The organism is Gorillibacterium timonense, from assembly GCF_001457415.1.
GTDB lineage: Bacteria > Bacillota > Bacilli > Paenibacillales > NBRC-103111 > Gorillibacterium > Gorillibacterium timonense.
This window is the reverse complement of sequence record NZ_LN881723.1, coordinates 811,193-824,156: the sequence shown is the minus strand read 5'-3', so window position 1 is coordinate 824,156 and position 12,964 is coordinate 811,193. Positions and strand designations below refer to the sequence as shown.

Below are 12,964 nucleotides of genomic sequence, written 5' to 3'. Positions count from 1 at the left end.
TTCGCGTGTTGGAGCATCCGAAAGTAGCAGGTGGAGATCATCCGCAGAAGATCATCCTCGTCGCCACGCGCAACAAAGGCAAGGTAGGCGAATTCACCGCCCTATTCGGCGAATTGGGCTATACAGTCCGAAGCCTCCTCGACTATGAAGAGCTGCCGGATGTGGTGGAGGATCAAGATACCTTCCTTGGCAACGCGTTGAAGAAGGCTCGAGAAATCGCGGAACGATTGCGCATTTCCGTATTGGCGGATGACTCAGGCCTAGAGGTCGATGCGCTGGACGGAGAGCCTGGCGTCTATTCCGCGCGGTATGCGGGCGAGCCGTGTGACGATGGGGCGAATAACGATAAGCTGCTCCGCGAATTGGCGAAGAGGGCTGACGCGACGCCACTGGATGTCGAGAATACTCCCCATACGTCCGTCTCCGTCTACAGCCAAGCGCGGTTTGTCTCGGTGCTCGTTCTCTACGATCCGGCGAACGGCACCTGGATTCACGCCGAAGGAACCTGCTCGGGATACATCCTCGCCGAGCGGCGCGGCGAAGGCGGCTTCGGCTATGATCCGCTCTTCTACATGCCGGAGTTCGGCAAGACGCTGGCCGAGATGACGATGGCCGAGAAGAACCGCGTCAGCCACCGGGCGAACGCCCTTGCAAAGCTGATCGGGCAATTGAAAGAGAACTAATCCCCCTGCCCATGCCATACATCATGGATGCCCATGAGCAGGTCATCTAAAAAAAGTCTTGGACGCCTTCATCCGCTCGTTCCATAATGGAATTGAACGGAGAGATAGGAGGTTCAAGACTTTTTTGACGTTTCCTGCCTCTGTGCCCGCACATATGCAACCCGCAATGGAAGGGAGATTCATCATCCATGAAGACTCTAGTGATCATCGATGACGAGCCGTCGGTAATAAACGGTCTCACCCGTTACGTGGATTGGCCGACGCTCGGCATTGAGCTGATCGGAACGGCTGATGACGGGGATTCGGGCCTTGCACTCATTCTGGAGCGCAAGCCGGACATCGTCCTGACCGATGTGAAGATGCCGAAGCTGGATGGAACGGAGATGGCGATTCGGCTGAGGAGCTTATTGCCCGCTGCCAAGATTGTCTTCATCAGCGGGCACAACGATACCGATTATTTGAAATCGGCTTTGCAGGTACAGGCTGTCGATTATATCTTCAAGCCGATCAGCCGCAAGGAGCTATCGGAGGTGTTGGGCAAGGTCGTGGCTGAGCTCGACGCCGAATTCCGGGAGCGGGAGCTGGTTAACGTTATGCAGGTAAAGCTGACCCAGAGCATGCCTCTTCTGCGCGAGAAGTTTCTGCTGTCGGCGATCAGCGACGGCATCCACATGGCTCATCCGGAGGAAAAGCTGTCCTTCCTGGAGCTGTCCTTTCTGCAAGCGGAACGCTATCTCGTTCTGGTTGTGCTGCTGGACGATCTCGCGGATACGATGGAAACCCGCTCGGAGCGGGACAAACAGCTGCTCTCTTATGCGGTTCTGAACATCATTCAGGAGCTGATTCATCAGGAAACGGGAGGAATCGCCTTTGAGAAGACGCTCGGCGAATATACGGCCATCTTGACGATCAAGGAAGAGGACGAGACCGCAGAGGACTCTCCTTCGACCGAAAACAGGCTGTTTAGTTTGGCGGAGGCGATTCGGGAGAATCTCGGACGATGGCTGAAGCTGAGCGTCACCATTGGAGTCGGTGAGGAAACGAATCGGCTGGTCGATCTGCCACAGTCCTACAAGCAGGCACGCGAGGCTGCCAATCAGAAATGGTACCTCGGGAAGAATCGCATTCTAACGGTCGACAGCATGGAGGTGTCCGATAGCGGTCGGTATCGTTTGGGAGCGCATTCAGAGGAAGATGTGCTCTCCTTGCTCAAGGCCGGCGATTCCGAAGGGCTGCAAACCCTCTTGGACGATATCTTCAGTCGCTTGGCTCATAACCGCTCCCCGGGCTTTTCCTATGAACGGAATGTCGGCATTCACCTGGTGCTGCTGTCGAGCCGGGTACTCCTTGAAGGGAACCTGCTATCATCCGAATGGGAAAACAAAGAGCTGCAGGTATGGGAACGGGCGCTGAAGCTGGAGACGCTTCAGGAATTAAAAGCCTTGATTGAAGCTTATCTTCTGGATTTGTGCTCGGCCGTTCAGTTGAAACGGCGGGGAAGAACCGGAAGCGTGATCGAACGGATCGAGCGCTTGATCGACGAACGATTCAAGGAAAATCTCACCGCGGCCGACATTGCGGCGGGGGTCTATCTGAGCCCGACTTACGTCAGCCTGCTGTTCAAGCAGGAGACAGGGGAGACCCTCTTCGAATACTTGACGAAGGTGAGGGTCGAGCAGGCGAAAGAACTGCTGAAGGATCCGCAGATCAAGTTTTATGAGATATGCGAAGCGGTGGGCTATTCGGACCCGAGCCATTTCAGCAAGGTATTCAAGAAGATGACCGGACTCACGCCAAGCGCTTATCGGGACCGCCAAATCTAGGAGGATGAAGGGATGTTTACCTTGTCGCATACACTCCACCGTCTGAAGACCTTTTTAAAGGAGCTGGCCCAAGGGCTTTTCGCCGCAAAAAAGTGGATTATCGCTTATCTGCTGCTGATCTTCTTGCCCTCTTCCGTCATTCTCTTCTCCTTCTATCAGCGTTCCTCGGACATTCTCGAGGAGGAGGTCACCCAATCGATGCAGCAGACCCTCAAGCAGGCCTCTCTCAATCTTACCTACAAGCTGGAGCACATCCGGGATACCTCGAACTCCGTGTTCATGAACCAAACTCTCTATAAGAATCTGATGAAGCAGGACCAGATCGTAGCCCAGCTCGATCAATTGGAGAACCTGCGCAATCTCGCCGATACGGCCAAAGCGAACACGGATATTTACCGGCTGAGGTTCTTCGTCGACCCCTCGCGGCTCTATGCGCGGGATAATATCAACGTGTTTCCGTTCGATACGCTCGACAGCTACAAGTGGTATCCAGCCGTGAAGGAAGCAAATGGAACGATCGTATGGACGGGGGTCTACCGCCAGGCTTATACCGATAGCGGGGAACAGAGCGTCTTCTCCGCTGTTCGCCTCCTGCGCAATCCGCAGCAGTTTGACGAACAGGTCGGGGTGCTCTCCGTCGATGTTCCGGAATCGGTGCTCGGCTCCATTCTGGACGAGATGCGTTTCTCTGCTCGCTATTCTCCCTTCCTGCTGGATGCGGATAACCGTGTCGTCTACCGGTCATCCTCCTTGGAAGAGAATCGGTCGGAGAAACAATCCGCGAAGCCTGCTGAATCCGGTGCAGTTGGGGAAGCGGGAAATGCCGAACAGACCAAGCAAACCGTAGATGAGCTGCCGGCCGATGCCCTCCAGACCATCCGGGGCATGCAGGAAGGCATCGTTCCGTTCGGACAAGACGAGAACCGCGGGTATCTGATCTTCTCCACGGTGGGAACGACGAACTGGAAGCTTGTCGCTCCGGTCACAAAGGCGGAGCTGTCCCACCGATCGGCCTCGCAAGGGCAGGCGATGGGGATCGTTACGATCATCGGCATGACGGTCTTATACTTGCTGCTCGCTTTTCTCCTGCTCATGTTCACCGTTCAGGGGATGAAGAAGCGAGTGCAGACGATCATCGGCACCATTCGACTGGAAGGGGTAGAGTGGCTAGAAGAGCGGCGCAGCCTGCCTCCCGGAGATTTCCGTCTGTTGGAGCGGAGCGTAGACCGATTGGTCCGGCGCGTCAACGGGCTGATGGAAGAATCCTATAAGGCCAAGGTCCACGAACGGGAGGCGCAGCTGAAGGCGCTTCAAGCCCAGATCAATCCGCATTTCCTCTACAATGCGCTCGATATGATCAATTGGTCGGCGATCGCTCACGACGCGGAGGATACGAGCCAGATGATCGAAGCGCTCGCCCGCTATTTCCGGCTCAGTCTGAACAAGGGACAGGATACCGTCAGCATTGCAGACGAGCTTGAACTCGCGCAGGTCTATTTGGATATCCAACAGAATCGGTTTCCGTCTACCTTTACCTATGAGATTGAAGAGGGGGCGGGTCTTGAAGGTTATCGCATTCCGAAGCTGACACTTCAACCTCTGGTCGAGAACGCACTTCTGCACGGCATCCGTAAATCATCCGAGAGGCAAGGAGCGATTCGAATCCGAGCCTGGCTTGAAGAGGAGGAGATCCGGCTCGCCGTCTCGGACGACGGAATGGGGATGGAGCCGGAATTCGCCCGCAGGCTCCTGATGGAGCCGCGTCCCGAAAAGCGCGCGGACGGCACGGGAATCTCATATGGCCTGTTCAATGTGAACGAGCGGATTCGCTTCTTCTGCGGCGAAGGATACGGCTTGTCCATCGAGACCGGTCCGGGTGCAGGAACGACGGTTTCGGTTCGAATGAAAGCGATCTCTTTCTTCAATGAAGAAGCAGTAGCCAGAGACCAGAAATAGTAGGTTTACCCTCTACAGGCGCTTAGACGGCTTTCGTATAATGAGGCCATAAGCAAGCGGAGGTGTGACCCGATGAATGCGGAAGTGCAACCCATAACAGAAAGCGGTGTCAGAGAGCTAGGCCGCAAACGCGCGGGCAAGCGAGAGAGCAGGTGGAGATTTGCTTGGCGAAATCGCGACTACTACCTGTTATTGATCCCCGGACTCGTCTTCCTGCTCCTGTTCAAATATGCTCCGATGTACGGCATTGTGATCGCCTTTCAGGATTTCAATATTTTCGACGGAGTGCGCGGTAGCGACTGGGTGGGACTTCAGCATTTTCAGAGGCTGCTGCACTCGGAGGAATTTGCTGCTGTTTTCACCAATACGCTCTTGATCAGCGTCTACAAAATCGTCATTCTCTTCCCGATCCCGATCTTCATCGCCCTCATCCTGAACGAGGTCCGAATGATGATCTTCAAGAGGACGATACAGACGATCATCTATCTCCCTCACTTTCTCTCGTGGGTCATCATATCCGGCTTGTTCGTCACGATCTTGTCTCCCTCCGGCGGACTCGTCAACCACTTGATCGAAGGTCTCGGCGGTAAGTCGATCAACTTCTTCATGAGTAATGATTATTTCCGCAGCCTGGTCGTCTTCACAGCCGGCTGGAAAGAGGTAGGCTGGAACGCGATCGTGTTCATCGCCGCCATCGCCGGCATCGAGCAGGAGCAGTACGAGGCTGCGGCCATCGACGGAGCGGGAAGAATCCGCCGGATGTTCCATATCACGCTGCCGGGTATTCTGCCTACCATCGCCCTGATGTTCATCCTGCGACTCGGCTCCGTTCTGGATGCAGGAACCGAGCAGATTCTCACCATGTACAACCCGGTCGTCTATAAGACAGGCGATGTCATCGGAACGTACGTCTACCGAATCGGGCTCGGCAAGATGGATTACAGCTTCAGCACCGCCGTCGGCCTGTTCAATTCGGTGGTCGGATTCATCCTCGTCATCTCGGGGAATTTCATAAGCCGCAAGCTGCTGAACCGCAGCATCTGGTAGGGAGGGATCGACATCATGAAACGTACGGCTGGAGATTGGCTGCTGGATTCATTTGCTTATATCTTCCTCTTGGTCATGAGCTTGATGATGCTGTTGCCGATTCTGAACGTCTTCTCAAAAGCGGTGAGCGAGGAATGGGCGATCATATCCGGCAAAGTCGGGATTTTTCCGGTGGGCTTTCAATTAGATACGCTGCGGGAGGTCGTCACCTCGACCACCTTCAGCCATGCCTTCCTCCTGTCGGTGGGCATCACCTTCGTCGGCACGATTCTCTCGATTCTTTTTACCGCGGTGACCGCTTATCCGCTGTCCAAACGGTTCCTGCCCGGAATCTCCTTCGTGATGGTGCTGTTCGTTTTCACCATGCTGTTCAGCGGCGGTCTGATTCCGAATTACCTGCTGATGCGCGAGCTGCATCTGATCAATAACCTGTGGGTGCTCATCCTGCCCGGCCTCATCGGCGTCTTCAATCTTCTCGTCATCAAGAGCTATTACGAGAGCTTGCCCGAAGCGTTGGAGGAATCCGCCCGGATCGACGGCGCGAAGACCTATACCATCCTGTTCCGCATCATTCTTCCGCTCTCCATGCCGGTGATCGCGACCATCGCCCTGTTCTATGCGGTCGGCTATTGGAACGATTATTTTGGCCCGATGATCTACATCAACGACACCGCCAAGCAGACCCTTCAGCTTTATCTGCAGAGCGTGGTCATGGAAGCCAATACTTCGACGGCGCTCAACAAGAGCGTAGAAGATATGATGAACATGTCGCCGGAAGGCATCCGCTCCGCTACTGTCATCGCCTCCACCGTACCGATTCTGGTCGTGTATCCTTTCTTGCAAAAGTACTTTATCAAAGGCGTATTGATCGGTTCGGTTAAAGGCTGAACGCTTATGAGACCGCCAAAGCTTCGCCTAAGGTTTACCGAAGGTTCGATTAAGATCCATCCAATGCTTGTCTAAGATCCATCCAAGATCCATTCAAGGCTCGTCTATGGTTTATCTTCGGCGCATCAGAAGTTCCTTAAAAGTCTGCTTGTTCATCCAAATGATGAAATCGCTTCCGCGGGGCGTTTCATAGATAAGCGATTTGGCAAAAAGATTTTACAATGGTAACGATACCTATGGAATGATATGGGAGGGGTAAAAAGAATGGCAATCGCAAACAAGAAGTGGCTGACCTCGCTCTTGTGTTTGGGCTTGGCCGTATCCGTAAGCGCATGCGGATCGTCCAAGGAAAAAGGTTCATCCGCAGATCCGTCGGCATCAACGGGAACGGCTACCTCATCTGCAACGGCATCTGGAAGCGAAGCGAAACCGCAGCTTCACGTCCTCAACATTTGGATGAACGACGATTATAATACGTACCCGGTCGCGAAGCTGATCGAAGAGAAAACCGGGTATAAAGTCAAATACGACATGCTGCCCCAAGACAAGGTGAATGACAAGCTCAATCTTCTGATATCCTCGGGCGAACCTTATGACCTCGTAACCATCGCTGGTGACCGCTCTCTCTATGGCGATTATGCCAAGAAAGGCGCGCTTGTGGATCTTGGGCCGCTCATCGACCAATATGGGCCGAACATCAAAGCCAAGATGTCGCAGGAATCGTTGGATGCTCTGAAAATTGACGGCAAAATCTACGGAATCGGCAATCGCTCCTCGGCATTCGCCAGCTATGGGCTGATGATCCGCACCGACTGGTTGGAAAAGGTCGGCTTGTCCGCTCCCACCACGATCGACGAGTTCACCGCCGTTTTGAAAGCGTTTAAAGAGAAGGATCCCGGTGGCAACGGAGACAAGGGCTACCCCTTTACCATTACCGGCGAGAGCCCGATGGTGGCGGACCTGATGGGCGCCTTCAATCTGGCCAATTACTGGACGGATGTGGACGGCAAGCTGGTTCAACCGCCGCTGAATCCCGGGTTTGAGGGATACTTGACCTACATGTCCAGTCTGTATAAGGATGGCTTGCTGGATAAGGAGTTCGCTGTCAACAAGGATGCCACCATGAAAGAGAAGTTTACGAGTGGACGAATCGGTGTTGCTCCTCTCGCATGGTGGGATATTCCGACGGTGACGGACGCCCTGCAAAAGAACTTCCCGGACGCCAAAATCGCCTTCCTGCCAGCTCTGAAGGGTCCGGACGGCAAGCTCGGGTTAGGCATGGGCGGAGGGTTCGACCGCATCTCCTTCATCCCGAAATCCTCGAAGAATCCGGAAGATACGATCAAGTGGATCAACGCCAAGCTGGAGGACAATTTGTTCAAGGAGATCGCCATCGGCGAAGAAGGCAAGCATTATACGTACAAGGATGGGGTATACAGCCCGATTCTCCCGACGTTTACCGATGAGCGCAATCAAGCCAACAACTATTTGACCGGCATCGACGAGAAGAACTACCCGACCTACTGGCAAGCTCGGGTGCAGAAAGACATGAGGTTGTTCGAAGGCTTTAACTACTTGAACAATGTGCTTCCTGCCGAAGCTCGGCTGGTCGATCCCGTCGCACTCGCTCCTTCCATGCCGATCAACTCAAAGAACAGCGCAGCGATTGGGCAATTGCTAAACGATTATTTGGTCAAGGTCTTCGTAGGCGAGGAGCCGGTTTCAAGTCTGCCGAATTTCGTGAAGAAGTTTAACGCCGAAGGCGGTCAGGACAACTACGACGAAATGAACGCTTGGTATACGACCTTAAAGAAATAACGACATCAGGACAGGAATGCGAATAACGAGCTTCCAAGGCATGGACGGCTGCCGTCGCATGCCTTGGAAGTCTACACTCGGCAAGAGGAAGGAACGGTTGCCCATGAGCAGCTACGCCATGAAAACCAAAGAGATCCCGCTTCACGATTCCTATGAAGTCATCGTCGTCGGGGGAGGACCTGCCGGCTGCACGGCCGCTGCCGCAGCGGCTCGGGAAGGGGCGCGGACGCTTCTGATCGAAGCCACCGGCAGCCTCGGAGGAATGGGGACGAATGGCCTCATTCCAGCTTGGTGTCCTTTTTCGGACAAGGAGAGAGTCATCTATCAGGGGCTTGCCCTTCGGGTATTCGATTCGTTGAAGGCGGTCATGCCCCATGTCAAGAAAGAGGATGTCGATTGGGTGCCGATCGATCCGGAGAAGCTGAAGCGGATCTACGACGACTTGGTCACGGACGCGGGTTCGGACGTTCTCTTCCAAACGTCTCTGGCGGGTGTAGACACGGATGGAAGCGGGAGTGTAGAAGCGCTGATCGTTCTGAACAAGGGCGGTCTGCAGGCTTATCGGGCCGATGTCTATGTGGACTGCACAGGCGATGGCGATGTGGCATCTTGGGCCGGTGCGGAGTACCAGATGGGCGACGAAGTAACTGGTGATTTGCAGCCGGCCACCCACTGCTTCGTGCTCGGCAACGTTGATGAGTATTCGTATTTGAATGGCCCGGTTCTGCACGGCGATAACCCGCAGAGCCCGATCTATGAGATTCTGCGTTCGGGCAAGTTCCCGCTGATCCCGGATTCGCATCTATGCAATAATCTGATCGCGCCGCGAGCGGTCGGCTTCAATGCCGGCCATCTGTGGAAGATCAATAATACCGATCCTCATTCGGTATCGCAGGCCTTGATCCAAGGCAGAAGGATGGCCGAACAGTACCGCGACGCGCTGGCTGAAACTCAGCCGGCGTCCTTTGGGGCTTCCTATGTGGCCAGCACGGGGACGCTGATGGGAACGCGAGAGTCGCGACGGATCATCGGCGATTATGTTTTGACGGTGGAGGACTACGTCGAGCGCCGCAGCTTTGCCGATGAAATCTGCCGCAACAGCTATTTCATCGACGTCCACGGTACGGAGGAGATGGAGAAGCATTCCGACCGGGCTACGCTGCATATCCGGCACTATGGCCCGGGCGAATCCCATGGCATTCCGTACCGCTGCCTCACCCCGCGCTCGCTGCGTAACGTGCTTGTGGCCGGGCGCTCCGTTTCGTGCGAGCGGAGAGTTCTCGGCAGCGTGCGGGTGATGCCGGTCTGCCTGGCGATGGGCGAAGCGGCAGGCCTTGCGGCGGCGCTGGCGGCGAAGCTGCCGGACCATGATGTCCACGCCGTCGACGTGCAGCAGCTGCGCAGCCGTCTGCAAGAAGAGGGCGCCTATCTGCCCGATGTGCAAGCAGCGGAGCCGGCTGGCCGGTAGCGGACGGCGTCTCGGGCCATAGTCAGCCCGAACAGGTGAAGCTTGGCTATCCTTGGCTATTCTTGGCTATCCTTGGCTCTTGCGTTTGAGCTCATCCGTGAGGGTAACTATCTGGAACAACCATATGAGGCAGAACCAAGCAGCTGGGTTGTTCCGCTTTATCCACAAGGGCCGTACTCCAAGGAGGTGAAAACCTGCTGGGTACGGCCCTTGATAATTTTTCGGTGTAAAATGAGAAGCGATTCAAGCGGGGGGAGGTTGAACAGCTTGATTCGCTCTCTTATGTGATCGACCGCAGCCTTTTCGAACACGTGGTAGGGTAGGCGAGAGAAAGTCTAACGGTTGCCACGGACGCTATTTTCATCGATAGGTAGGGTTTGAAAATCTAACGGAGCTCCACGCAGCTATTTGGGGGCAATCGCGACTATTTGCTCCGAAATTATCAAATAACTGCGTCCATTTCCGTTACATTAATAAAGGTGCTATTTTGGGCTAAGTAAGTGCTGCTGGTTCCGTTAGAAAAAATCCACTGTGTAATTCGTCAATGCAGCTCGCTAAGGTAAGTAATCAAAACCGTTCCCCGCGCGTACTCCCCAACGCCTATGGTCAATCCCCATCTGCTGAAGACCCCCATCGCTTTGGTCAATCCCAATAGGAGCAGCTTTCCATGCCAGGGGCAGCTCCATAAGCTGTCGCATGAAAGAGGAAATCCCATGTTATGCACGATTGGTTGATCTCTGCCGCTCTGTCGCTTGTCTGTTGTTGGGTGCCCCACCCCCTTGTTCGTCCCCTTGTCGATGAAGTCCCAATCGATTAACTCCTCGTGTCAGCGCTGTCCGCTGCCTTGTCTGTCGCGTCACCGATGATGAGGGCGGCATCCTGATCCAGTCCTGTTTTTCATCCAACCCTCCATTAAAACACCAGACTTGGCTCGTATGGTATTCTGAGAGTGATTGGAGGCAGGTCAGAATGAGTACCTATAAAACTTCAGAAGTTGCAAGACTCATCGGAATCCATCCAAACACGGTGCGACTGTATGAGGAATGGAGATTAATTCCGAAACCGATCCGTCAGGCGAATGGCTATCGGGTTTTTACGGATTTTCATATCGAGCAATTCAAGCTAGCCCGGCTTGCTTTTCAAATCGAAGTGCTGCAAAACGGCTTGCGGAAAAAGACCGTGGACATGGTCAAAACGGCAGCGGCTGGTGATTTTGATGAAGCGCTATTACTCGCCAACGAGTATTTAGCGCAAGTCCAACAGGAACAGAACCATGCGGAAGAAGCGATAGAAATGGTTCATCAGCTTTTGTCCAGCAGCGGTCCGCAAGAAAATACGTTGACGCTGAAAAGGAAAGAGATATCCGAAGCTCTGGATGTTTCGATGGACGCCCTTAGAAATTGGGAAATGAACGGGTTGTTATCGGTCAAGCGGAGAGAAAACGGGTATCGTGTCTATACCGAGGAGGACATCCGGCGATTAAAAATCATTCGATCGCTGCGTTGCGCAAACTACTCGCTTGAAGCGATTTTGCGCATGCTAAAGGAATTATCCTCAAATCCAAACACGAATATTGAAAAGGCATTAAATACACCAAAGCCGGACCAAGACATCCTATCCGTGTGTGACAGGCTGATCGGCTCCTTACAAGCGGCTGAAAGCAACGCAAAGACGATGATCCTCATGCTGCAAGCTATGAAAATCAGATTTACCTAAACGCTCCACTTTACCACCAGCCCTTCTTGCTGGTGTATTTTTTATTTCAGAGGAAAAGGAGGTTAGATCTGGGATGAATGAAATTCGAGTCGAGGGGCTTGTCAAATGCTACGGGGAGCTGCGTGCCGTAGAAAACGTAACCCTCTACGTAGAGCGAGGGATGGTGTTCGGTTTGCTCGGCGCAAACGGCGCGGGGAAAAGCACAACGATGGAATGCTTGTTAGGCACGAAGAAGCCGGATGGCGGAACTGTAACCCTTCTGGGAATGGATCCGCAAGCCGAGCGAAAGAGGCTGTTCGAAAAGGTAGGCGTTCAATTTCAAGAAGCGAATTATCAAGACAACATTACCGTGGGCGAGCTTTGCGAGGTTACAGCGTCGCTTTATCAAGAGCCGGCAAATGGTCTTGACCTGTTAAAGCAATTTGGGATTGCTGACAGGATCAAAAGCCCAGTCAAGCACCTTTCCGGTGGTCAACGGCAACGGCTGTTTATCGTGCTTGCTCTTATCCCGAGTCCAGAGGTAGTGCTTTTGGATGAATTGACTACAGGGCTCGATGCAAAGGCGAGACGGGACGTGTGGAAAATCCTTTCCGATCTCAAAGCAAAGGGACTGACCATCCTGCTGACCTCGCACTTTATGGACGAGGTGGAGGCTCTGTGCGACGGCATCTGCATCTTGAAGCACGGGCGGACGGCTTTCTATGGAACCGTCGCCGAGGCCATCGCTGCAAGTCCTTATGAAACCTTTGAGGAGGCTTACCTTTGGTACACGGAGGAGGAACAAGGTGATGAAACCTTTTCGCACCATGCTTAAAACCGAGCTGAAACTATCCTTGAGGGGGATGGATATGCTCATATTTGCAATCGGTATGCCCCTCGTTGTTTTGATCCTTCTCGGCATCATCTATGGAAACAAGCCGGCATTCGAAGGTGCAAGCTATACCTTTTTGGAGCAATCCTTTGGCGCGCTTGCCACCATTTCGATTTGTGCCGGGGGGGTTATGGGACTGCCGTTGGTCGTATCCGACTATCGCAGCAAAAAAATCTTGAAGCGCTTCAAGGTTACGCCCGTTCGCCCGGTCATGATTTTATCGGTGCAAGTAGTCATCTATGCGCTGTATGCAGGAGTCTCTTTACTGCTGCTTACTCTCACTGCAACGATTTTCTTTGGATTTCACCTGCACGGATCGCTGCTGTACTTCCTGGGCGGCTACCTGTTGGTCATGCTGTCCATGTTCAGCATAGGGATCATGGTGGGAGGAATTGCTCCGAACACCAAAATCGCAAGCGTGATTGCGAGCCTCTTGTACTTTCCGATGTTGATTTTTTCAGGTGCAACGCTGCCTTATGAGGTCATGCCCCCGGCACTTCAAACAGGCGTTGATGTTCTGCCGCTGACACAGGGGATCAAGCTTTTAAAAGCAGCGTCACTCGGGTTACCGGTAGACGGCGTCCTGCTGCCCCTCGTTGGAATGGCGGTTCTGGCTGCCATCTGCACGGGCGTTTCTCTCAAGTTCTTCAAGTGGGAGTGAATGGTACGGTATCATTAAGGGCCGCGCATCAGT

At 53.8% G+C, this 12,964-nt stretch carries 10 protein-coding genes and 1 pseudogene; all 11 read left to right on the top strand.

The window, feature by feature from the left end; genetic code table 11:
• The first annotated feature begins 5 nt into the window (after positions 1-5).
• The 11 genes and pseudogenes from rdgB to BN2684_RS11350 all read left to right on the top strand — a co-directional run bounded on the left by rdgB (position 6) and on the right by BN2684_RS11350 (position 12,931).
• A complete protein-coding gene (gene rdgB, locus BN2684_RS11395; protein WP_234340220.1) occupies positions 6-683 on the top strand; it encodes an RdgB/HAM1 family non-canonical purine NTP pyrophosphatase in 678 nt (225 codons plus the stop codon).
• Between the two features lie 188 nt (positions 684-871).
• The gene (locus BN2684_RS11390; RefSeq protein WP_058302267.1) at positions 872-2,506 is read left to right on the top strand and encodes a response regulator; all 1,635 of its coding nucleotides are present in this window, start codon (positions 872-874) and stop codon (positions 2,504-2,506) included.
• A 12-nt stretch (positions 2,507-2,518) separates the two neighbouring features.
• On the top strand, positions 2,519-4,462 hold the full coding sequence (locus tag BN2684_RS11385) for a cache domain-containing sensor histidine kinase (protein WP_058302266.1): 1,944 nt from the start codon (positions 2,519-2,521) through the stop codon (positions 4,460-4,462).
• A gap of 72 nt (positions 4,463-4,534) precedes the next feature.
• The gene (locus BN2684_RS11380; protein WP_058302265.1) at positions 4,535-5,509 is read left to right on the top strand and encodes an ABC transporter permease; all 975 of its coding nucleotides are present in this window, start codon (positions 4,535-4,537) and stop codon (positions 5,507-5,509) included.
• Between the two features lie 15 nt (positions 5,510-5,524).
• Positions 5,525-6,397, top strand: coding sequence for a carbohydrate ABC transporter permease (locus tag BN2684_RS11375; protein WP_058302264.1), 873 nt, complete (start codon positions 5,525-5,527; stop codon positions 6,395-6,397).
• A gap of 264 nt (positions 6,398-6,661) precedes the next feature.
• Positions 6,662-8,215, top strand: coding sequence for an extracellular solute-binding protein (locus BN2684_RS11370; protein WP_058302263.1), 1,554 nt, complete (start codon positions 6,662-6,664; stop codon positions 8,213-8,215).
• A 16-nt stretch (positions 8,216-8,231) separates the two neighbouring features.
• Positions 8,232-9,683, top strand: coding sequence for an FAD-dependent oxidoreductase (locus BN2684_RS11365; protein ID WP_234340219.1), 1,452 nt, complete (start codon positions 8,232-8,234; stop codon positions 9,681-9,683).
• Between the two features lie 969 nt (positions 9,684-10,652).
• A pseudogene (locus tag BN2684_RS24950) lies at positions 10,653-10,802 on the top strand (MerR family DNA-binding transcriptional regulator); the annotation flags it as partial.
• Positions 10,803-10,868: 66 nt separating this feature from the next.
• Positions 10,869-11,399, top strand: a complete 531-nt coding sequence (locus tag BN2684_RS11360) for a MerR family transcriptional regulator (protein WP_234340232.1) — start codon at positions 10,869-10,871, stop codon at positions 11,397-11,399.
• A 73-nt stretch (positions 11,400-11,472) separates the two neighbouring features.
• Positions 11,473-12,213, top strand: a complete 741-nt coding sequence (locus BN2684_RS11355) for an ABC transporter ATP-binding protein (protein ID WP_058302260.1) — start codon at positions 11,473-11,475, stop codon at positions 12,211-12,213.
• Positions 12,188-12,931, top strand: coding sequence for an ABC transporter permease (locus tag BN2684_RS11350; protein WP_058302259.1), 744 nt, complete (start codon positions 12,188-12,190; stop codon positions 12,929-12,931). Before BN2684_RS11355 ends, BN2684_RS11350 begins: the two co-directional genes overlap by 26 nt.
• Positions 12,932-12,964: the final 33 nt, after the last annotated feature.